Source organism: Stappia sp. MMSF_3263, from assembly GCF_030733745.1.
Taxonomy (GTDB): Bacteria; Pseudomonadota; Alphaproteobacteria; order Rhizobiales; family Stappiaceae; genus Stappia.
The window spans coordinates 62,546-83,575 of record NZ_JASHIK010000012.1 but is presented as its reverse complement, the minus strand read 5'-3'; the positions used below and the strand labels follow the sequence as shown (position 1 = coordinate 83,575).

Sequence of the window (21,030 nt, the reverse complement as noted above, 5' to 3'; positions counted from 1 at the left end):
TGAGCAAGATGATTGTCACGAACAACGGCTGGTGGTGGCGCCCCTCGTAACAGGCGGCAACCGACAGCGCGTGACATGACGTCACCGGATCATGAGGAAAGCCGCCGCGGGGTCCCGCCGGCGGCTTTGTCATATCCGGGAGGGCCCGACGGCCGCGCGGAGGAGAGAAAGAATGCTGACGGGACAGGAACAGGCCTTCGTCACCAGGGGCGGCATCGGGGTGAGGGTCACCACGCACGCGGCCGATTATGCGAAGGGCACCTCGCCCTGGATCGACCGGCTCGACAGCGAGCGCGGCGCGGTCTTCTCCTCCTCCTACGAGTATCCGGGCCGTTACACGCGCTGGGACATGGCGCTGGTGAACCCGCCGCTGGTGCTGGAATCGCGCGGAGCGGACGTGCGCATCGAGGCGCTGAACGATCGCGGCCGGCTGCTGCTGCCGGTGATCGAACAGGCCCTTGCCGGCCTTGCCGATATCGAGGGCCTGACGCGCCGGGGCGACGAACTCGCCATGCGCGTCGCGCGGCCCTCGCGCGCCTTTGCCGAGGAAGAGCGTTCGCGCCAGCCTTCCGTCTTCTCCGTCATCCGCGCCATCAACGAGCTGTTTGCCTGCGACGACGGCCACCTGGGCCTCTACGGCGCCTTCGGCTACGACCTTGCCTTCCAGTTCGAGCCGATCGAGCTGGTGCTGGAACGCCCGGCCGACCAGCGCGACGTCGTTCTGTACATGCCCGACGAGATCCTGCTGGTCGACCATTACGGCCGCAAGGCGCATGTGCGCGCCTACGAGTTCGAGGTCGAGGGCAAGAGCACCGATGACATGCCGCGCGATGGCGGCAGTCAGGCCTACCGGCCGGCCAACGAGGATCCCGGGCGCGGCGATCACACGCCGGGCGAATACGCGCGCCTGGTGGAAAAGGCCAAGGACTACTTCCGGCGCGGCGACCTGTTCGAGACCGTGCCGGGCCAGGTCTTCTACGAGGCCTGCCCTGCCCCGCCCTCGGCCGTCAGCCGGCGGCTTTCGGAGATCAACCCCTCCCCCTACGGTTTCCTGATCAATCTCGGCAAGGGGGAATACCTGGTCGGCGCCAGCCCGGAAATGTATGTGCGCGTGTCGGGCGGACGGCGGGTGGAAACCTGCCCGATCTCCGGAACGATCCGGCGCGGCAAGAACGCCATCGAGGACGAGGCACAGATCCGCAAGCTGCTCAATTCGGCCAAGGACGAGGCCGAGCTGACCATGTGCTCGGACGTCGACCGCAACGACAAGAGCCGCATCTGCGTGCCAGGCTCCGTGCGGGTCATCGGCCGGCGCCAGATCGAGATGTATTCGCGGCTGATCCATACGGTCGACCATATCGAGGGCATCCTGCGCGACGATCTCGACGCGCTCGACGCCTTCCTTTCGCACACCTGGGCGGTGACGGTTACCGGCGCGCCGAAGCGCTGGGCCATGGACTTCATCGAGCGCCACGAGAAGAGCCCGCGCGCCTGGTATGGCGGGGCCATCGGCGCGGTTTTGTTCAATGGCGACATGAACACCGGACTGACGCTCAGGACCGTGCGGATCAAGGACGGGGTCGCCCAGATCCGTGCCGGCGCGACGCTGCTTTACGACAGCATCCCCGAAGAGGAAGAGGCCGAGACCGAGCTGAAGGCGGAGGCGATGCGCGCCGCCGTGCGCGAGGCCGGCATCCTGCGCGAGAAGGCCGTCGATCCGAGCCAGGCAGAACCGGGCAAGGGGCTGAAGATCCTGCTGGTCGACCACGAGGACAGCTTCGTCCACACGCTCGCCAACTATTTCCGCCAGACGGGCGCCACGGTCGTCACCTACCGCTCGCCGGTCGCCGACCATGTCTTCCACGACGTCGCACCCGATCTCGTCGTGCTGTCGCCGGGACCGGGCAGTCCGAAGGATTTCGACTGCGCCGCGACCATCGGCCGGGCGCGGGCACGGGGCCTGCCGATCTTCGGCGTCTGCCTGGGCCTGCAGGCGCTGGCCGAAAGCCTTGGCGGCACGCTGGGCCAGCTCGACGTGCCGATGCACGGCAAGCCGTCGCCGGTCGCCTTCGAGGCGGACTCCATGCTGTTCGAGGGATTGTCGTCACCAGTGACGGTCGGGCGCTACCATTCGCTGCATGCGCTGCGCGCGGCGCTGCCGGCGGGCTTCCGCGTCACCTCGCAGACGGAGGACGGGGTGGTGATGGCTATCGAGCACGAGGCCGAGCCCATCGCCGCCGTCCAGTTCCATCCTGAATCGATCATGTCGCTCGACCAGGATGCCGGCCACCGGATCATCCACAACGTGGTGACGAAGCTGGTGAAGGCGCGCGGCGCGGCCCTGCCGGCGGCGGCGGCCACCGGCTGAAGCGCGGACAGGGATAGACGGAACACGGCAGGTGGCGGAGCTATTCCGCCGCCTCGCCCCGCGCGCCGCGGCAAGCGGAATGCATGCGGGTCTTCAGCTTGTGCGAGACCTCGACGATTGCGCTGATCGCCGGCAGAAGCTCGGAGCCAAGATCCGTCAGCGAGTATTCGACCGAGGGCGGCGAGGTCGGCCGGACCTCGCGATGGACGACCCCCTTGCGCTCCATGTCCTTCAGCCTTGCGGTCAGAACCTTGGCGGAAACGGCCGGGATGTCCAGCCGCAGCTCGGAAAAGCGCCGCGGTCCGGCCGAGAGATGCCAGATCACATTGGGCGTCCAGGCACCCTTGAGGATCTCCATGCAGTGGCTGAGCGGGCAGCCATTGGGCGGCGGAGGGCTCTGGTTCTTGCGTATCTTCAATGCCATCCGGCGATCTTCCAGCTTGTTTCGAAGGCAGCACCTGCCCGCACCTGCAAGGAGCCCCCTCGCAAGGCGATATGCCTCCCGCGCGTTCCAGTTACAGGAGGTTACCAATCGGAAATCTCATTCTTACATAACATAAGGTTTGCAGGTTTACAAAGGTAACCACGAAATCCTAGATGCCTTCCGAGCGCGGCGATCGCCGCGCAAGGCAACCACCGTCGCGATCCCAAGGGGGTCACCGACGCAATCGGGAGACATCGATGAAACTCTTCTACAAGACCGGCGCCTGCTCGCTCGCCACCCACATCGTCCTGCACGAACTCGACCTGCCCTTCGAGATCGAGAGCGTCGACACGTCGGCGAAGACCACCGCGACGGGCCGCGACTTCCTCCAGATCAATCCGGACGGCTATGTGCCGGCGGTCGAGCTTGCCGACGGCAACGTGCTGACCGAGGGCGCAGCAATCCTGCAGTATCTTGCAGACGCGCACCCGGATGCGGGCCTTGCACCGGCACCAGGCTCGTGGGAGCGCACCCAGTTGCACCGTCACCTCAACTTCATCTCGGCCGAGTTGCACAAGTCCTTCTCGCCGCTCTTCGCCAAGCCGGCCGCGGAAGGCACCGCGCGCGAGGCCGCCGTCGAGAAGATCGCCGGCAAGATCGCGCATTTCGAGCGGATCCTCGCCGACGGCCGGGCCTATCTGATGGGCGAGACGTTCTCCATCGCCGATGCCTATCTCTTCACGGTGCTCAACTGGACGAATTTCGTCGGCGTTTCGCTCGACGGCTACCCGCATGCCAAGGCCTTCGTCGCGCGTGTGGCCGCACGTCCGGCGACCCGCGCCGCGCTGACGGCCGAAGGGCTGCTGAAGGCCGCCTGATCGACGCCTTCCAGGGGGCCGGGTGGCACGTCCGCCCGGTCCCGACCGGCAGCAGGACGCATATCATGCAAGACAGCGACTACACCGAGATCCTGGCGCTGTGCGCCCGCTATCACGACGCGCTTCACAGAAGCGATGCGGAGCTGCTCGGCAGCCTCTTCCACGAAAAGGCGCTCTACGCGGCAACGACCGACGGCGATATCCGCTTCTGGTCGATGGACCACTACCTGCCGATCGTGAAGGACCGCCCCTCGCCCGCCTCGCGCGGGGAAACCCCGGACGGGCGGGTTCTCGCCATCACCTTCGCCGGGCCCAACGCGGCGCTTGCCCAGGTGCAGAGTTCCATCGGCGAGCGCTTCTTCACCGATTTCCTGTCGCTGGTGAAGATCGGCGGGGCCTGGCTGATCGCTGCCAAGGTCTTCGACTACGTCACGAGGCCGACCGGCTGAACCAGCCGATCAGGATACGAGGAGAAGGACATGCCCTATGTGAACATCAAGGTGACCCGCGAAGGCGTCACGCGCGAGCAGAAGGCGCGGCTGATCGCCGGCGTCACCGACCTGCTGGTCGAGGTGCTCGACAAGGATCCGGCGACGACCTTCGTCGTCATCGACGAGGTCGAGATCGAGAACTGGGGGATCGCCGGCGTGCAGACGGATGTCTACCGCGCCCGCAAGAAGGCAGAGGCGCAGGGCTGACGCCGCCCCGATTTCACGCGTCCGGCAGGCAGATCGGATAGTGGCTGGAATAACGCCAGGCACGGGCCTCCGACTGCTTGCCGACAATGGTCATGTCGACGACGTGCTCCGACCAGAGCGACAGGAGCACGCCGCGCATGCCCTTGCCGGCCGGCATCGGGATCTCGAGGAAATGGCCACCATCGTCCTTCCACATGGCAATCGAGTGGTTCGCGGGAAAGCGGCCCTGCCGGTTCGAGCGGTCGATCAGCCCGTATGAAGTGAAGGTCAACACCGAGCTTCCCGGATCGTCGGCAAGGTTGGAGGCATATTGCGCAGGCCAGCGGTTGCGGATCTGCGGCCCGTCGAGAAGCAGGGCGAAGATCAGGTTCGGCGCCACCGCGCGCAGGATCTCGTGACAGGGGTCGGAGCGAGCCAGTTCCTCGCAGATCAGGACGGAGAAGACCGACTTCTTGCGAAAGCGCTGGAAATGAATCTCGCGCCGGCCGAGCGGCGTGTTTTCCCACCAGTTGCGGATCTTCGGGTTGAGCGCGGCGGAGAGCGCGTAGGTCTCGACCTGATTGCGGTCCATGCGCCAGCGGTGGTGCTTGCCACGGCTGTTGGTGATGTGTTTCGTCGGATCCGCATTGTGATACCAGACCCTCGTCAGGACGTGATTGCCGCGGGTGTCGTAACAGTTGTTGCTGCTGCCGGAGATGACGAATTCCAGCTTCGGCTCGTGCTCCTTGAGCGCGTCGCAAAGTTCCTCGAACAGCTTCCAGTCAAGCGCATATTCCGGCAGGACGACGCCGTTGACGCAGCCGGACTCGCGCTTTGCCTCCGACACCAGACGGCAGCAATCGCGGATGAAGCCGGCCCGCGCCGTGTCGTCCGCGATCCAGTTCTGCTTGAGGTCGAAACTCTCCCAGTTCTTCTTGTAGGTATGCAGTTCATGCGGAGGACAACCGTCCTCGATGTTTGGCTCGAAATCCCGCCCGGAGAGCGATACCGGTGCGGGTACCAGGAGGATGTCCAGTGTCTCGCGATCCTCGCTCGGCGGCGCCTCGACCGACAGGTCCCAGTAGCACCGCACCTCCCCGCGTCCCGGCAGCAGGGACAGGTTGCGGGTGACGTTGCGCAGGGTCGCCCCGACAGGTGCCACCCGCACCTTGGGCAGCACGCACACGACGCTGCTGTCGGCGAGGTATGTGAGCGAGGCCGGCGGCGGCTCCGGACTGCCGTCCTCGCGCGGCGGCCGTCGATACATGGTGCGGATGATGTTTTCCCAGACGGCGCCGCCGTATTTTTCCGAGGAGAGAGGGTCGCGCAGGAGCCTGTTCAGCGCCATGTCGGCAAGCATCACCAGCTTGAAGGTGGCGACCCACCAGTCCGGCGCCTCGCCGCCGTTTTGCAGGTAGGAGCCCGACGTGATCGGCTCATCCCAGGCGGCGCGCAGGATGTCCCAGAGATCGCGCACCTCGCGCGGCGGTGCACCGCGCCGGCTTTCGCGCCACTTCTCCGCCACCCGGTCAAGCGCGCGCCGGTCATCGATGCCGAGGAAGAAACGGCACTGCCGTCGGTCGCGGCAATAGGGCGAAGGGTCGAAGAAGGCGACAAGGCCGGACACCCTGGCGAGATAACCGGCGGCGGCGAACAGATCGGTGGGAACGATCGGCGGCAGCGCGTACATGGCCGACTCGTCGTCAAGCGCGAGGCCGGGCCTCTTCGCCTGATACTGCCGCCAATATTCCTCGGGCACTGTCCCGCCGGGCAGGACGGTCGCAATCACCTGCCCGACTTTCTGGCTGGTCGAATTCACTGAAAAATCCTGTTTCCCAATCTTTTAGCCAGACTGGCGCAGCGTCAGAGAGGTTGCAAGCCCCGAATATGTTCACCATGACGAGAAACACGGATGGAAATTGAAAGACACTTCCGCTATACCCATCTACCGTAAAGAGGGTTATAGTGTCAGGACCCTCCCAACGAGCGTCAACAACACTGACCTTTCAAGATCTTACCGCACCGCAAGCGAACGGGATCTTGTTACTGGAGTCTTGAAATGCCCTACCAGAAATCGGAGGCGCTGTGGGCTCTGGAGCGCGAAGTCGCGCCCGATAAACGGGAAGCAGGCATCAACCTTCTGACCGAGTGCTATGAAGCCTATCTCGCCGACGTGCTGACCCCCGACGCGCCCGAAGACCAGAAGTATCGCCTGGAGCCGGAAAGCCGCCAGCGGCTGCGCGAGCAGGTCGCCCAGCGCTTCTCCGAACTGAGCTGATCGTCGGCGCCACCGGCTGCGCCCCCCATCTATCTGGCGGGGCGCCTGTCAGGCCCCTTGCTCATCCGCGAACCCCCTGAATTCCGCGAACGCGTCGAGACTTGCGCGGTCGCTGCGCCAGTCGTTGACTGGCGCGCTCATGTCGGCGTGGCCGAGCGCGATGGCGCAGAAGAGCATGTGTTCCGGCGGCGGCGAGAGATATTCGCCGACCAGCCCGTGCCACTGCGCCCAGGCCTCCTGCGCGCAGGTATGCAGCCCGTGGGCGCGCGCCGCCAGCATCACCGATTGCAGGAACATGCCGCAATCGGCCCATTGCGGCGGGCCCATGGTCCGGTCGAGATAGACGAAGAGGCCGACCGGCGCGTCGAACAGGCGGAAGTTGCGGCGGAACTGGCGGCCGCGCCCGGCCTTGTCCTCGCGCGTCACGCCGAGCGCCGCATAAAGCGCCTCGCCGACGCGTTGCCGGCGTGCCTCGTACGGGTTTTTCAGGTCCTGCGGATAGACGCGGTATTCCGGCACCTCGCCGCGCGGCAGGTCGCGCATGCGGTCCTCGACAGCGGAAACAAGCGCCGCGAGCGCGGGGCCGGCAAGCGCATGCACATGCCAGGGCTGGAGATTGCCGCCGGACGGAGCCCGGGCCGCGGCGGCCAGGATCGCGCGAACGGTATCCAGCGGTACGGGATCGGGCAGGAAGGCGCGGCAGGAGAAGCGGCTGTCGAGCGCGTGAAGAACATGCATGCGGGCGGCGGTCCGGCTTTGTTGCAAGGGCCGCACACCCTGCCCGCACGTTCGGTCCCGATCAAGAGGTCAGTGCGAGGGCACCCAACCGGTCAGGCCGGCAGGATCGCCGTGCCCTCGATCTCGACCATCGCCTCGCGCTCGACCAGCGCCAGGACCTGCACGACCGCCATCGAGGGGAAGTTGCGCCCCATCACCGAGCGGTAAACCGGGCCGAGGTCCTTCAGGCAGGAGCGATAGGCCTCGATATCCGTCACATACCAGGTCAGCCGGGCGATATGCTCCGGCCCGCCGCCGGCGGCGCGCACGACGGCGACGACGTTGTCCAGCGTCTGGCGCACCTGTCCGAGAAAGTCGTCCGGGAAGACCCCGTCCGGCGTCCAGCCGATCTGGCCGCCGGTGAGCACCATGCGGCCCTCCCCCGCCATGCCGTTGGCATAGCCCTTCGGTGCCGGCCAGCCTTCCGGATGAACAGCGGTCAATGGCGAGGGCGGAACCTCGCGGGCGGCGGTTTCGGCGATCTTGGTCATTCGGTCTTCCACGTCCGGGTCTTCAGTTTGTCGTCACGATGCGGCGGGCGGCGCCGCGCGGGTGTCGCTTTCGGATGCCGCGATCTCGCGCAGGGCGAAACGCTGCAGCTTGCCGGTCTCCGTGCGCGGCAGGATATCCACGAACTCGATCGCGCGCGGATACTTGTAAGGCGCAAGCTCGGCCTTGACATAGTCCTGCAGCGTCTTGACCAGCGTCGCGTCGCCGGTGACGCCCGGCTTCAGCACCACATAGGCCTTGACGATGCGGCCGCGATCCGGGTCCGGCGCACCGACGACGCCGCACTCGGCAACCGCCGGATGAGCCAGCAGCGTGCCCTCGACCTCGGGCCCGGCGATGTTGTAGCCGGAGGAGACGATCATGTCGTCGGAGCGCGCCTGATACCAGAAATAGCCCTCGGCATCGCGGATATAAGTGTCGCCGGTGACGTTCCAGCCGTCGATGACGTATTTCGTCTGGCGGCTGTCGGCAAGATAGCGGCAACCGGTCGGCCCGCGCACGGCAAGACGACCGGGCGTACCGTCCGGCACTTCCTTCCCGTCAGGACCGATCACCTTCGCCTCGTAGCCCGGCACGGGCTTGCCGGTCGCGCCGGGACGCACGTCCTCCTCGCGCGCGGCGATGAAGATATGCAGCATCTCGGTGGCGCCGATGCCATCGAGAATGCGGATGCCGGTCGCCGCCAGCCAGTCGTCCCAGGTCGCCTTGGGCAGCGCCTCGCCGGCCGAGACGCATTTGCGCAAGGAGGACAGGTCCGCGTCGCCGCGCTTTGCCAGGATGGCGCGATAGGCGGTCGGCGCGGTGAAGACGACGCTGGGGCGCATCTCCGGGATCGCCTTGATGAGGTCATCCGGACCGGCGCGCTCGAGCAGGATCGCAGTGGCGCCGACGCGGAAGGGAAACAGCACAAGTCCGCCTAGGCCGAAAGTGAAGGCCAGCGGCGGCGAGCCGATGAACACGTCGCTTTCGACCGGGCGCAGGATCTCGCGCGAATAGCAGTCGCAGATCGCCAGCATGTCGCGGTGGAAATGCATGGTCGCCTTCGGCTCGCCGGTGGTGCCGGAGGTGAAGCCGAGCAGGCAGACATCGTCGGCCGCCGTGTCGCAGGCGGCGAACTCGGGCGAGGCCGCCTCCATCAACGCTTCGAGCGCGTCCGGCGAACGACTGCCCGAATAGAGAACGGTCTCGAGCCGCGAGGTGCGCGATCGCGTCAGTTCCATCTCCTCCTTGAGGCGATGGTCGCAAATGGCAAAGGACAGCTCGGCCTTGTCGGTGATGACGGCGAGTTCCTTGGCGCGCAGCAGCGGCATGGTGGCGACGACGATGCCGCCGGCCTTCAGAATCGCGAAATAGACCGCCGTCATCATCGGCGTGTTGGGGAAGCGCAGCAGCACCCGGTTGCCCGGCTTCAGGCCGAAGCGGTCGACCAGCACGTTGGCGATGCGGTTGATTTTCCCTGCAAGCTCGCCATAGGTCCAGCGCTCGGACGGGGAGACGAGCGCCAGTTTGTCGCCGCGCCCCTCCTCGACATTGCGGTCGACCAGTTCGACGGCGCAGTTCATCCGCTCGGGATAGCCGAGACGGTCGAGATTGACGAATTCGGGCCAAAGGTCCCGGGGCGGCAGGTTGTCCGCCGCGAAGGTGTCGAGATGTGCTGAGCGGGCCATGCGGCACTCCTCTGGAAGGTTGGGTCGGCCGGTTTCCGGCGCGTTTTCAGGTCTTGTCATTCAGCCGCCGCCGAGGAGGAACGGCGGGCGGCATGGTCGGAAATCGCCTGACGGGCGATCACGATCTTCTGGATTTCGGTGGCGCCCTCGTAGATGCGGAGCGCACGCACGTCGCGGTAGAGCTCCTCTACCTTGGTGCCCACGCGCACGCCGCTGCCGCCATGCAGCTGCACGGCGCGGTCGACGACCTTCTGGGCGTTTTCCGTCGCCACCATCTTGGCGAGCGCCGCCTCGCGGGTGACGCGGGGAGCGCCCATGTCCTTGGTCCAGGCGGCGCGGTAGACCATCAGCGCCGCCGCATCGACGTCGGCGACCATGTCGGCAAGCGCGCCCTGCGTCATCTGGAGATCGGCAAGCGGCGCACCGAAGAGCTGGCGCGTGGTGGTGTGCTGCAGCGTCTCGTCGAGCGCCCGGCGGGCAAAACCGAGCGCCGCCGCGCCCACGGTTGAGCGGAAGATGTCGAGCGTTGACATCGCCACCTTGAAGCCCTCACCGCCCTTGCCGAGGCGGGCGGAGACCGGCACACGCACGGCGTCGAAGGCGAGCGTTGCCAGCGGGTGCGGGGCGACCGTGTCGATGCGCTCCTTCACCGAGAAACCGGCAGCGTCGGCATCTACGACGAAGGCGGAAAGACCGCGCGCGCCCGGTGCCTCACCGGTGCGGGCAAAGACGACGTAGTGGTCGGCAATGCCGCCGTTGGAGATCCAGGTCTTCTCGCCGGTGATGCGCACATGATCCGGCCCGTCGGGCTCGGCCAGGGTCGCGAGCGCTGCGACATCCGAACCCGCCTCCGGCTCGGACAGCGCGAAGGCGGCGATCTTGTCGCCGCGCGCCACCGGCGGCAGGTAGCGGTCCTTGAGCGCGTCGGAGCCGGCAAGCGTGATCGAGCCGGTGCCGAGCCCCTGCATGGCGAAGGCGAAATCCGCCAGCCCGCCGTGACGGGCCAGTGTCTCGCGAGCGATGCACAGGGTGCGCACGTCGAGCCGTTCGTGCAGCCCGCCATGGGAGGCCGGCACCGCCGCCTTCAGGAGCCCGGACCTGCCCAGCGCAGCGACCAGCGCCCGGCAGGAGCCGTCGACATCGTGATGGTCGGAAAGCCCCGCCACCTCGGCAGCGGCAAAGGCCTCGACGCGGGCGGCGAAGGCGCGGTGATGATCCTCGAAGAAGGGCCAGTCGAGAAAGCTCTTGTCGGTCATGTCCGCCTCAATTGCCCTCGAAGACCGGCTTCTGCTTGGCGGCGAAGGCCTCGAAGGCGCGCCGGTAGTCCTCGGTCTTCATGCAAACGGCCTGGGCCATGGCCTCGGCCTCGATCGCCTGGTCGACCGACATGTCCCACTCCATGTGGAGCATGCGCTTGGTGACCGAGTTGGCGAAGGTGGGACCGGCCGACAGCGTGTCGGCGAGCGCGCGGGCCTGCTCCAGCACCGCATCCGGCTCAACCAGGCGGTTGAAGAAGCCCCAGCGCTCGGCCTCCTCGCCGCCCATGACGCGGCCGGTGTAGAGCAGATCGGACGCACGTCCCTGGCCGATGATCCTCGGCAGGATGGCGCAGGCGCCCATGTCGCAGCCGGCAAGGCCGACCTTGTTGAAGAGGAAGGCGACCTTGGCGCCGGCCGTGCCGATGCGCAGGTCCGAGGCCATGGCGATGATGGCGCCGGCGCCGACGCACACGCCGTCGATGGCGGCAACGATGGGCTGCGGGCAGGCGCGCATGGCCTTGACCAGTTCGCCGGTCATGCGGGTGAACTGCATGATGCCGGGCATGTCGCGCGACAGCAGCGGCTCGATGATCTCGAAGACATCGCCGCCGGAGCAGAAATTGCCACCGGCGCCGGTGACGACCACGGTCTTCACCTCCTCCTCGAACTGCAGCGCGCGGAACATGTCGCGCAGCTCGGCATAGGACTGGAAGGTGAGCGGGTTCTTCCGCTCCGGACGGTTCAGCGTGACGACGGCCGTCTTGCCGTCCACCTCGAGCTTGAAATGCACCGGGCGATAGTCGCGCAGCGGCAGCGTGATCGAAAAGGTTTCCTGCGGCGCTGCGGCGGAAACGGAGGCGGCGTCAGACATTTGACGGTTCCTTGGACAGTTTGTGGGAAGTCGCGGAGACACCTTCCTGCCGCTGCGCGGAGGTGCGGGCGGACGCCTTGGCGCGGGCAAGCAGCACCATCAGCGCCTCGATGTCGACCGGCGTCAGGTCGGAGAAGAGATCGCCGACCCAGTCGCCATGGGCATGGGCCATCGCCTCGAAGCCGGCGCGGCCGGCGGGCGTCAGGCTGACCAGAGCGGACCGCCGGTCGCCCGGTGCGGGCCGGCGCTCGACCAACCCGTCCTGGACAAGCCGCTCGACAAGCCCGGTGACATTGCCGGCCGAAACCATCATGCGACGGGAGAGCTCGCCCAGCGTCAGGCCTTCGGCGGCCTTCTCGAGCTGTGCCATCAGGTCGAAACGCGGCAGGGTGACGTCGAACTCGGCCCGCAGATGCGAACGGATCTCGCTCTCGATCAGATTGGTCAGCGTCAGCAGGCGCAGCCACAAGCGCAGTTCCGAGCGGTGATCACCGCCGCCATGCAGTCGGGTTTCCGCATCGAGCAGGATGGACGCGGTATCCGCGCCGGCTGAAGGGCGGCCGGTTCCGCCATTCCGGGTCTCGTCGCTCATCTCGTCCTCACATCACCTCGCCGCCGGCGACGGCGAGCGCCTGCCCGGTGACGGACCGCGCGCCCTCCCCGGCAAGCCACACGACGGCATCGGCCACCTCGTCCGGGTCAATCAAGCGCTTCTGCGGATTGTCGCGCACCATGTCGGCGATGATTTCCGCCTCCTCGCGCCCGGTCTTCTCGCGGATGCGGGCAACGCTCTCGCGCACCAGATCGGTGTCGGCAAAACCCGGACAGACGGCGTTGACCGTGACGCCGGTCTCGGCCGTCTCCAGCGCCAGCGCACGGGTCAGGCCAACGACCGCATGCTTTGCCGCGACATAGGCCGAGACATAGCGATAGCCCTTGAGGCCAGCGGTGGAGGCGACGTTGACGATGCGCCCCGAACCGGCCGCGACCATGCCGGGAAGCACGGCCTGGCAGGCCGTGACGACGCTCTCCAGATTGACCGAGAACATGCGCGAGAATTGTTCCGGGGCCGTCTTGAGGAAGGGGGCGCTCTCCGCCTGGCCGGCATTGTTGACCAGGATCGAGATCCCGCCGTGGCGCTCCTCCGCCTCGCGTATCGCGGCGATGAAGCCGTCGCGGTCGGTAACGTCGGCGGCGGCAAAGCCCGCGGCACCGATCTCGCGCGCCGTCTGCTCGGCACGCACCGCGTTGCGTCCAAGGATGGTGACCGGCGCACCTTCCGCGATCAGCCGCCGCGCGATGGCGAGGCCGATGCCGCGCGTTCCGCCCGTAACCAGAGCGTGACGACCGTGGAACGGACCCTGTGTCACCATGCCTCTCCCTGATGGCCAGAACGGCGTTGCGTCCCGAATTATTTTAAGCTTAAAATATCTACGAGAGGGACGCAAGCGCATCCATCGCGCATCCCGGGTGAACGCCCCGCCAGAGGGAGCGGCACCGACCCGACGGGGGACCGCGACGTGCCGACAGCACCGCGGGCGATCCGCCCAGCGACACGACAGGGAAGGAACAGGTCATGCGTATCGAGGTGATCGGCGGCGGCCCGGCGGGCCTGTATTTCGCCATCCTGATGAAGAAGGCCCAACCGGGGGCGCAAATCACGGTGCATGAGCGCAACCGCGCCGACGATACGTTCGGTTTCGGCGTGGTCTTCTCCGACCAGACGCTGGAGACCTTCGAGAAATACGACCGGGAGAGCTATCGGGCGATCACCGAGAATTTCGCCTATTGGGACGACATCGCGATCCACTACAAGGACGCGAGCTTCCGCGTCGGCGGCAACGGCTTTTGCGGCTGCTCGCGGCGCACCCTGCTGCTGCTCCTGCAGGAGCGCGCCCGCCAGCTCGGCGTCGAGATGCATTTCGAGGCGGATATCAAGGGCATCGAGCAGTTCGCGGGCGCAGACCTGATCGTCGCCGCCGACGGCATCAATTCCGCCGTGCGCGAGGCGCATCGCGATCATTTCCAGCCGTCGGTCGACCTGCGGCCGAACAAGTTCACATGGATGGGCTCGTCCAAGCCGCTCGATGCCTTCACCTTCTACTTCAAGGAAACCGAGCACGGCATCTTCATCGCCCACACCTATCAGTACGAGCCGGGCCGCTCGACCTGGGTGCTGGAAACAGATCCGGAGACCTTCGAGAAGGCCGGCATCGGGGCCATGTCGGAGCAGGAATCCGCCAACTACATGGAGCGGATCTTCGCCGACGAGCTGGATGGCCACAAGCTGCTCATCAACCGGTCGATGTGGCGCAACTTCCCGATGATCCGCAACGCCCGCACGACAATGGGCAACGTGGTGCTGCTGGGCGATGCCAAGTCGACGGCGCATTTCTCCATCGGCTCGGGCACAAAGCTTGCCATGGAGGACGCGATCGCTCTTTACGAGAGCGTTCGGCGCACGACGAGCATCCCGGCGGCACTCTCCGATTTCGAGGAAACGCGCCGCGAGGAGGTAGAAAAGACCCAGCACGCAGCCGACGTCTCGCTCGTGTGGTTCGAGCACGTCAAGCGCTACTGGCACATGGATCCGGTGACCTTCGCGTTCGGGGTGATGACCCGCTCCAAGGCGATCACCTATGACAATCTGGAGCTGCGCGCGCCGGAATTCGTGGCGGACGCAACCCGCGCCTTTGCTGAAAAGGTGCGCGCATCAGGCCTCGACGTCGACGTCAAGAACCCGGTCGTGCCCGCCTTCCAGCCATTCCGCCTGCGCGACATGCAACTTGCCAACCGCTTCGTCGTCTCGCCGATGTGCATGTATTCGGCGGTCGAGGGGATGCCGCAGGACTTCCACCTGGTCCACTACGGATCGCGCGCCATGGGCGGCGCCGGGCTCGTCTTCACCGAGATGACCTGCGTCTCGCCGACGGCACGCATCACGCCCGGCTGCACCGGGCTGTGGAACGACGACCAGCAGACCGCCTGGAGCGGCATCGTCGATTTCGTCCATGGCCAGTCTGAGGCGAAGATCTGCCTGCAGCTCGGCCATGCGGGGCGAAAAGGGGCCTCGAAACTGATGTGGGAGGGGATGGACCGGCCGCTGCCGAAAGACGAAGCCTGGCCGATCCTTTCCGCCTCGGCCCTGCCCTATTATCCCGAAAGCCAGACCCCGAAGGCGATGAACCGGGCCGACATGGACGCGGTCAAGGCGGACTTTGTTGCCAGTGTCAAACGGGCGATCGCCTGCGGCTTCGACATGATCGAGCTGCATTGCGCCCATGGCTACCTGCTGGCGAGCTTCCTCTCGCCGGTCACCAATACCCGTGACGACGAATATGGCGGGTCGATCGAGAACCGGCTGCGCTACCCGCTGGAAGTGTTTGCGGCGATGCGCGAGGCCTGGCCGGGCGACAAGCCGATGTCGGTGCGCGTCTCGGCCACCGACTGGATCGCCGGCGGCATCACCGGCGACGACAGCGTCGTCATCGCCCGCGCCTTCGCGGAAGCCGGCGCCGATCTCATCGACGTCTCCACCGGCCAGACCAGTCCGGAAAGCGCGCCGGTCTACGGCCGCATGTTCCAGACCTCCTTCGCCGACCAGATCCGCAACGAAGCGGGCACTGCTACAATGGCGGTGGGCGCCATCACCTCGGCCGACCAGGCGAACACGATCCTGGCCGCCGGCCGCGCCGACCTGATCGCGCTCGGACGGCCGCACCTGGCCGATCCGGCCTTCACCTTGCGGGCGGCGGGCGATTATGGCGCCGGCGAGATCTTCGCGCCGAAACAGTACCAGCCGGGCAAGTTCCAGCTTCTGCGGAACGCCGAGCGCGCCCGCGAGGAGCTGAAGGAACTGAAGCTGAAGGCCAAGCCGAAGACACACAATCCGGCCCTGCGCGAAGCAGCGGAGTAAAAGCCGGCAGTCAAGCGCGGGCGGCTCGCAAATCGGGTCGTCCGCGTGCCCTGGCCAGGGTTATCCGTCTGGTGCAGTGATCACCAGACGGAGACAGACCATGACCGGGCTTCGCTTCCTTGCCCTCGACACCGACACCGTGCGCCACTACCAGGCGGGCGGGCTCGACGCCAACGGCCAGACGCCGGAGCGGAAGATTTCCGGCGGCAGCGGGGTTCCCTGCCGGCACTGCCTGCGGCAGATACCGGAAGGCATGCCCTTCCTCATCCTCGCCCACCGTCCGTTTCCGCAGGCCCAGCCCTATGCCGAGATCGGCCCGATCTTCCTGTGTGCCGATCCGTGCGAGCGGCACCCGGAAAGCGCGCAGCTGCCGGACATGTTCGCCGACATGGACAGCCTGATCGTGCGTGGCTACGGCCATGACGAACGGATCGTCTACGGCACCGGCGGCGTGGTCGAGACGCCGGAGATCGAGGCGCGCGCCGGCGAGTTGCTGAAGCGCGAGGACATCGCCTACGTGCACCTGCGTTCGGCCCGCAACAATTGCTACCAGGGCCGTATCGAGCGCGAGTGAACGTTCACGCGGACAAGCCCTAGGGTCAGGACCCATTAAATTGAAGAAGATGGCGTTTGATATGACAAGAGATGCTAGGAAAGGCTCGAAGAGCGGGGTCGGGCCCCGGTCGAGAGTTTTGACGCGGCAGATCGCCGTCAGATCGAACGTCCTTCGGATCGGGCAAATTTGCACGGGCGTCAGCGTCGCAAACCCTTGAAAGGCTTCAGCCTTCCTTCGGCCTTGCTCCTTGCCTCCGCACAAATTCGCTCCGACCATATCCGCCAACTTAATGGGTCCTGACCCTAGTTCGTCTCGACGGAAACTCCTTGCTCGCCGATCCGGATATCTATGCCGGTGCTGCGCTGCTGGTCCTGGTAGACCTTGTAGCCCAGCACGCCGGCCACGACGGCCAGGACAGCGATAATCGCGTAAAGACCGTTTCGCTTCACCTTGAATTCCTTTCGATAGGCATATGCACGGGCCGGCGACCGTAGTGCCGTTCCCCGCGAAAGGCAAAGGCGACGGCACCATCGAACGTCGCAAGGTTTGCGAGCTTCGGAGGGAACCAGGCACAGCGCCAAAGAAAACGGGCGGCCAATGGCCGCCCGAATGCATTTGCAAAGCCCGTCCGGCGGTCAGTCGACGCGGCGCACCGCTCCTTCGGCTGCCGACGTGGTCAGCAGCGCATACGCCTTGAGCGCCGTCGTGATCTTGCGGGTGCGCTTTTCCAGCGGCTTCCAGGCGCCCTCGCCCTTCGCTTCCATCGCGGCGCGGCGCGCCGCCATCTCCTCGTCGGAGACGGCGAGATGGATGGTACGGCCGGGGATGTCGATCTCGAGCATATCGCCTTCCTGGGCAAGGCCGATCTCGCCGCCTTCCGCCGCTTCCGGCGAGACATGGCCGATCGAGAGACCCGAAGTACCGCCGGAGAATCGGCCGTCCGTGACCAGCGCGCAGGCCTTGCCGAGGCCCTTCGACTTCAGGTAGCTGGTCGGATAGAGCATTTCCTGCATGCCCGGCCCGCCGCGCGGTCCCTCGTAGCGGATCAGCACCACGTCGCCGGCGACGACCTTGCCGGTCAGGATGGCGCTGACGGCGCTGTCCTGGCTTTCGAAGATGCGCACACGGCCGGTGAATTTCAGGATCGATTCGTCGACGCCCGCGGTCTTCACGATGCAGCCGTCGCGCGCGATGTTGCCATAAAGGACTGCAAGACCGCCATCCTGGGAGAAGGCCTTCTCCTTCGTCCGGATAACGCCGTTCTCGCGGTCGTCATCGACGCTGTCATAGCGGCAATCCTGGGAAAACGCCGTCTGCGTCGGGATGCCGGCAGGACCGGCGCGATAGAAATCGTGGACGCTCGCACTGGTCGTGCGCTTGATGTCCCAGCGGTCCAGCGCATCGGCCATGCTCGGCGAGTGCACCATCGGCAGGCTGCTATCGATAAGCCCGGCGCGGTCGAGCTCGCCCAGGATGCCCATGATGCCGCCGGCGCGGTGGACATCTTCCATGTGCACGTCCGGCACCGAGGGAGCGACCTTGCAGAGCACCGGGACCTTGCGCGACAGCTTGTCGATGTCGGCCATGGTGAAGTCGATCTCGCCCTCGCGCGCGGCGGCCAGCAGGTGCAGCACGGTATTGGTCGAGCCACCCATGGCGATGTCGAGCGCCATCGCGTTGTGGAACGCGGCGCGGTTGGCGATGGCGCGCGGCAGCACGCTTGCATCGTCCTGCTCGTAGTGGCGGCGGGCGACATCGACGATCAGGTGGCCGGCCTCGATGAAGAGGCGCTTGCGGTCGGCATGGGTGGCGAGCGTCGAGCCGTTGCCCGGCAGCGACAGGCCGAGCGCCTCGGTCAGGCAGTTCATCGAGTTGGCGGTGAACATGCCCGAGCAGGAGCCGCAGGTCGGGCAGGCGGAACGCTCGATCGTCGCAACGTCCTCCTCCGACATCTTGTCGTCGGCGGCCGCGACCATGGCGTCGACGAGGTCGAGGGCGCGCTCGGTGCCGTCGGCGAGCTTGACCTTGCCGGCCTCCATCGGCCCGCCGGAGACGAACACCGCCGGAATGTTGAGACGCATGGCGGCCATCAGCATTCCGGGCGTGATCTTGTCGCAGTTGGAGATGCAGACCATGGCGTCGGCGCAATGGGCGTTGACCATGTACTCGACGCTGTCGGCGATGATCTCGCGGGACGGCAGCGAATAGAGCATGCCGTCATGGCCCATGGCGATGCCGTCGTCCACCGCGATGGTGTTGAACTCTTTGGCAACGCCGCCGGCCGCCTCGATCTCGCGGGCGACCAGCTGGCCAAGGTCCTTCAGGTGCACATGGCCCGGCACGAACTGGGTGAAGGAATTCACCACCGCGATGATCGGCTTGCCGAAATCGCCGTCCTTCATGCCGGTGGCGCGCCAAAGGCCGCGCGCGCCCGCCATGTTGCGTCCGTGGGTGGTGGTTCTGGAGCGGTAAGTCGGCATGCTCGCCTCGATCAGTTCGTATGACAATTATCCGGAGCATGGGGTACGGGATCGCACGCGCCGACGCAAGGAAATTGCTTAGCATGAGGGCCTGTGCCGCCGCATCCCGGCGACCGTCGCCAGGCAGGCCCGGGCGCCGCGTCCAGCCTTCCCCCGGGGTCGCCGACGTTTCGCCGTCCTTGACAGGCGCACCTCAAGGGTAGACGGTCTGTGGCGATGGTTCCAGCCGTGCCGGCGGCAGGCTGGATGAAAAGGGAACACGGTAAGGTGTAGCCAACAGGCGCCGAGTCCGTGACTGCCCCCGCAACTGTAGGCGGAGAGCATCCTCGACGATATCCACTGGGCCATGCTGGCCCGGGAAGGTGTCAGGATCGCGACGACCCGCAAGTCAGGAGACCTGCCATCAAGACTCTTCAACCAACCGTCGGGAGAGACGGCCAAGGAGTGAATCACATGACGACTGGAACACAGGTTGCGGCCAAGTCCGTATCGACTCAGGCGATCCCGGCGCTCATTGCCCTGGTGCTCGGCTTTGCCGTCATCTTCGTCGCGGGCCATGTGCAGGCCGGAGCCTTGCATGACGCGGCGCATGACGTGCGTCACGCCACCGGCTTCCCCTGCCACTGAGCCATGTTCACACGCATCCTGACCAGCGCCCTGTTCGCTGGCGCTGCGGCGGGGCTTATCGCGGCCCTGCTACAGCTTTATTTCGTCCAGCCCGTGCTGCTCCATGCCGAACTCTACGAGGGCGGCGACCTGGTGCATTTCGGGACTGAGTCCACGGTTTCGGCCATCCAGAACCTTGGCGGCATCGACGTGGTCCGCGACGGGCTCAGCATCTTCTTCACCATGCTGGTCTATTGCGGTTACGCCTTGATGCTCGTCGCGCTGATGTCGCTTGCCGAGGCGCGCGGTGCCGTGATCTCGGCCCGCACCGGGATCATATGGGGCATCGCCGGCTTCATCGCCGTCCATCTCGCGCCCGGCTTCACACTGGCGCCGGAAGTTCCAGGCGTGGCGGCGGCCGACGTTTATGCGCGGCAGGTCTGGTGGTTCTCCACCGTCGCCGCCACCGGCGTCGCCCTGTGGCTGATTGCCTTCGTGCGGAACTGGGCGTCCTATGGCATCGCCGCGGTGCTGCTGCTCGCGCCGCATGTGATCGGAGCTCCCGAACCGGAGGTCTTCACCGGACCGGTTCCGACCGAGCTCGGCGCGCTCTTCGCCGCGCGCGCGTTTGGCGTCGGCATGGCCGCCTGGGCCCTGGTCGGCTGTTTCGCCGGCCATTTCTGGTCGAGCCAGACGGCAACGGAAAGCGTGCCCCGGACGGCCTGAGACGGACGGCCTGACCCGGGTGCAACCGATCCGGCGACCGGGCATCTCACCGCGTGCGGTGCCCGGTCTTCCCACTGACCTTCATCTGAACGGCAGCCATGGACCGCTCCATCCCCATGCTCCTTCTCGGCCTGTTTTTCGGCGCCGGGATCGGCTTCACCGTCGCCGCGACGAGCAATGTCGCCATCGACGGCCACGACCACTCGGATCCCGCGCATCACGGCGGAGCCCCGCAAGGCGGAGCGCATGCGGCAATGCCGGGAGGGCACGGCATGCACGGCCACGACGAGATGTTGTCCCTGGCCGCCGGACCGGATGCACCCGCCCTCGATATCGCGGTGATGCCGGACCCCATGTCGGGCTGGAACCTGCGGATCGGGACGCGCAATTTCCGCTTCGCGCCCGAACATGCCAGCGGCGCCCATGTCGCCGGCGAGGGCCATGCCCATGTCTATGTCAACGGTGAGAAGGTTGCCCGCCACTACAGCGAATGGTTCCACATTGCCGCATTGCCGTCCGGCGAGAACACCATCGAGGTGAGCCTGAACGCCAACGACCACCGCGCCCTCGCCATCGACGACACGCCTTTGCGGGCGGCACAAACAGTGACGGTCGAATAGGCGGACGCTGCCGTCAGTCGCGCGGCAAGGCCGGGATCCGGCCCTTCAGGCACAGGCGCAGCCGTCCACAGGGGCGCGCATCGACAATCCAGCCACCGGGCGCGGCGAGATATTCCCGGCAGGTGGCGAGGATGTCGGCGACATCCTCCATGGGCGAAACACCGGAAAACAGGTAGCTGGCCCGCCCCTCGCCCTGCAGGGCGAGCGAGACCGGCTCGGCGCAGGCGCCCATGCAGTCGGCTGAAGCAAGGTCGACGGCATCGCCCAGCCCGTCCCGGTCAATGGCCTCGCGCAGGGTGCGAAGAAACGTCTCGCCCCCCTCGCCGCCCTTGTCGGGAGCGCAGGTCGCGCAGACCACGATCCGCATCCGCTCGCTGGCGCTTTCCCGCATGGCTTCTCCCCGGTCTCGCGCCGTCC

At 66.4% G+C, this 21,030-nt stretch carries 22 protein-coding genes and 1 riboswitch; of the genes, 10 read left to right on the top strand and 12 right to left on the bottom strand.

The annotated features are described in order from the left end of the window. Nucleotides 1-172 precede the first annotated feature (172 nt). Nucleotides 173-2,368: an anthranilate synthase component I gene (locus RBB46_RS14320; protein WP_306029691.1), complete on the top strand. Its 2,196-nt coding sequence runs from the start codon at nucleotides 173-175 to the stop codon at nucleotides 2,366-2,368. Between the two features lie 40 nt (nucleotides 2,369-2,408). Here the strand turns inward: RBB46_RS14320 and RBB46_RS14315 are convergent, their stop codons facing one another. Then, nucleotides 2,409-2,792, bottom strand: a complete 384-nt coding sequence (locus RBB46_RS14315; protein ID WP_306029690.1) for a helix-turn-helix domain-containing protein — start codon at nucleotides 2,790-2,792, stop codon at nucleotides 2,409-2,411. Between the two features lie 257 nt (nucleotides 2,793-3,049). On the opposite strand from RBB46_RS14315, the gene gstA reads away from it, so the two are divergent. The 3 genes from gstA to RBB46_RS14300 all read left to right on the top strand — a co-directional run bounded on the left by gstA (nucleotide 3,050) and on the right by RBB46_RS14300 (nucleotide 4,368). Next, nucleotides 3,050-3,670 carry a glutathione transferase GstA gene (gene gstA, locus RBB46_RS14310; protein WP_306029689.1) on the top strand — a complete coding sequence of 207 codons (621 nt, stop codon included), beginning with the start codon at nucleotides 3,050-3,052 and terminating at the stop codon, nucleotides 3,668-3,670. A gap of 65 nt (nucleotides 3,671-3,735) precedes the next feature. Next, nucleotides 3,736-4,119 carry a nuclear transport factor 2 family protein gene (locus RBB46_RS14305; RefSeq protein ID WP_306029688.1) on the top strand — a complete coding sequence of 128 codons (384 nt, stop codon included), beginning with the start codon at nucleotides 3,736-3,738 and terminating at the stop codon, nucleotides 4,117-4,119. Between the two features lie 30 nt (nucleotides 4,120-4,149). Further along, nucleotides 4,150-4,368: a 4-oxalocrotonate tautomerase family protein gene (locus tag RBB46_RS14300; RefSeq protein ID WP_306029686.1), complete on the top strand. Its 219-nt coding sequence runs from the start codon at nucleotides 4,150-4,152 to the stop codon at nucleotides 4,366-4,368. A gap of 13 nt (nucleotides 4,369-4,381) precedes the next feature. Here RBB46_RS14300 and RBB46_RS14295 read toward each other — a convergent pair whose 3' ends face one another. Continuing rightward, nucleotides 4,382-6,166: a hypothetical protein gene (locus RBB46_RS14295; protein WP_306029685.1), complete on the bottom strand. Its 1,785-nt coding sequence runs from the start codon at nucleotides 6,164-6,166 to the stop codon at nucleotides 4,382-4,384. A gap of 240 nt (nucleotides 6,167-6,406) precedes the next feature. Here RBB46_RS14295 and RBB46_RS14290 point away from each other — a divergent pair, with 240 nt between their 5' ends. Continuing rightward, nucleotides 6,407-6,625 carry a hypothetical protein gene (locus tag RBB46_RS14290; protein ID WP_306029684.1) on the top strand — a complete coding sequence of 73 codons (219 nt, stop codon included), beginning with the start codon at nucleotides 6,407-6,409 and terminating at the stop codon, nucleotides 6,623-6,625. Between the two features lie 48 nt (nucleotides 6,626-6,673). Here the strand turns inward: RBB46_RS14290 and RBB46_RS14285 are convergent, their stop codons facing one another. The 7 genes from RBB46_RS14285 to RBB46_RS14255 form a co-directional block, all read right to left on the bottom strand. After that, on the bottom strand, nucleotides 6,674-7,363 hold the full coding sequence (locus RBB46_RS14285; RefSeq protein ID WP_306029683.1) for a nitroreductase: 690 nt from the start codon (nucleotides 7,361-7,363) through the stop codon (nucleotides 6,674-6,676). 92 nt (nucleotides 7,364-7,455) lie between these two features. After that, nucleotides 7,456-7,893 (bottom strand): RidA family protein, encoded by a 438-nt coding sequence (locus RBB46_RS14280; protein ID WP_306029682.1) that lies wholly within the window; start codon nucleotides 7,891-7,893, stop codon nucleotides 7,456-7,458. Between the two features lie 33 nt (nucleotides 7,894-7,926). After that, a complete protein-coding gene (locus RBB46_RS14275) occupies nucleotides 7,927-9,579 on the bottom strand; it encodes a benzoate-CoA ligase family protein (protein ID WP_306029681.1) in 1,653 nt (550 codons plus the stop codon). Nucleotides 9,580-9,635: 56 nt separating this feature from the next. Next, nucleotides 9,636-10,835 carry an acyl-CoA dehydrogenase family protein gene (locus tag RBB46_RS14270; protein ID WP_306029680.1) on the bottom strand — a complete coding sequence of 400 codons (1,200 nt, stop codon included), beginning with the start codon at nucleotides 10,833-10,835 and terminating at the stop codon, nucleotides 9,636-9,638. A gap of 7 nt (nucleotides 10,836-10,842) precedes the next feature. Then, nucleotides 10,843-11,709 (bottom strand): enoyl-CoA hydratase family protein, encoded by an 867-nt coding sequence (locus RBB46_RS14265; RefSeq protein WP_306029679.1) that lies wholly within the window; start codon nucleotides 11,707-11,709, stop codon nucleotides 10,843-10,845. Further along, complete coding sequence (locus RBB46_RS14260) at nucleotides 11,702-12,301, bottom strand: MarR family winged helix-turn-helix transcriptional regulator (RefSeq protein ID WP_306029678.1); 600 nt, start codon at nucleotides 12,299-12,301, stop codon at nucleotides 11,702-11,704. The genes RBB46_RS14265 and RBB46_RS14260 overlap by 8 nt, the downstream gene beginning before the upstream one ends. A 7-nt stretch (nucleotides 12,302-12,308) precedes the next feature. After that, entirely contained in the window at nucleotides 12,309-13,082 is a 774-nt protein-coding gene (locus RBB46_RS14255) for an SDR family NAD(P)-dependent oxidoreductase (RefSeq protein ID WP_306029677.1), read from the bottom strand. 203 nt (nucleotides 13,083-13,285) lie between these two features. On the opposite strand from RBB46_RS14255, the gene RBB46_RS14250 reads away from it, so the two are divergent. Continuing rightward, nucleotides 13,286-15,625 carry a bifunctional salicylyl-CoA 5-hydroxylase/oxidoreductase gene (locus RBB46_RS14250; RefSeq protein ID WP_306029676.1) on the top strand — a complete coding sequence of 780 codons (2,340 nt, stop codon included), beginning with the start codon at nucleotides 13,286-13,288 and terminating at the stop codon, nucleotides 15,623-15,625. Nucleotides 15,626-15,725: 100 nt separating this feature from the next. Continuing rightward, nucleotides 15,726-16,199: a DUF1203 domain-containing protein gene (locus tag RBB46_RS14245; protein ID WP_306029675.1), complete on the top strand. Its 474-nt coding sequence runs from the start codon at nucleotides 15,726-15,728 to the stop codon at nucleotides 16,197-16,199. Between the two features lie 284 nt (nucleotides 16,200-16,483). Here RBB46_RS14245 and RBB46_RS14240 read toward each other — a convergent pair whose 3' ends face one another. Together RBB46_RS14240 and ilvD are read right to left on the bottom strand one after the other, a co-directional pair. Next, on the bottom strand, nucleotides 16,484-16,630 hold the full coding sequence (locus RBB46_RS14240) for a hypothetical protein (protein ID WP_306029674.1): 147 nt from the start codon (nucleotides 16,628-16,630) through the stop codon (nucleotides 16,484-16,486). Nucleotides 16,631-16,816: 186 nt separating this feature from the next. Then, nucleotides 16,817-18,661 (bottom strand): dihydroxy-acid dehydratase, encoded by a 1,845-nt coding sequence (gene ilvD, locus RBB46_RS14235; RefSeq protein ID WP_306029673.1) that lies wholly within the window; start codon nucleotides 18,659-18,661, stop codon nucleotides 16,817-16,819. A 200-nt stretch (nucleotides 18,662-18,861) separates the two neighbouring features. Continuing rightward, nucleotides 18,862-19,081: riboswitch (cobalamin riboswitch) on the top strand. Nucleotides 19,082-19,114: 33 nt separating this feature from the next. Between ilvD and RBB46_RS14230 the strand changes: the two genes are divergently transcribed. The 3 genes from RBB46_RS14230 (at nucleotide 19,115) to RBB46_RS14220 (ending at nucleotide 20,613) form a co-directional block, all read left to right on the top strand. After that, the gene (locus tag RBB46_RS14230; protein WP_306029672.1) at nucleotides 19,115-19,288 is read left to right on the top strand and encodes a CbtB domain-containing protein; all 174 of its coding nucleotides are present in this window, start codon (nucleotides 19,115-19,117) and stop codon (nucleotides 19,286-19,288) included. Between the two features lie 3 nt (nucleotides 19,289-19,291). After that, nucleotides 19,292-19,993: a CbtA family protein gene (locus RBB46_RS14225; protein ID WP_306029671.1), complete on the top strand. Its 702-nt coding sequence runs from the start codon at nucleotides 19,292-19,294 to the stop codon at nucleotides 19,991-19,993. A 98-nt stretch (nucleotides 19,994-20,091) separates the two neighbouring features. Next, nucleotides 20,092-20,613 (top strand): hypothetical protein, encoded by a 522-nt coding sequence (locus RBB46_RS14220; RefSeq protein ID WP_306029670.1) that lies wholly within the window; start codon nucleotides 20,092-20,094, stop codon nucleotides 20,611-20,613. 13 nt (nucleotides 20,614-20,626) lie between these two features. Here RBB46_RS14220 and RBB46_RS14215 read toward each other — a convergent pair whose 3' ends face one another. Further along, a complete protein-coding gene (locus tag RBB46_RS14215; protein WP_306029669.1) occupies nucleotides 20,627-21,004 on the bottom strand; it encodes a DUF1636 domain-containing protein in 378 nt (125 codons plus the stop codon). Nucleotides 21,005-21,030: the final 26 nt, after the last annotated feature.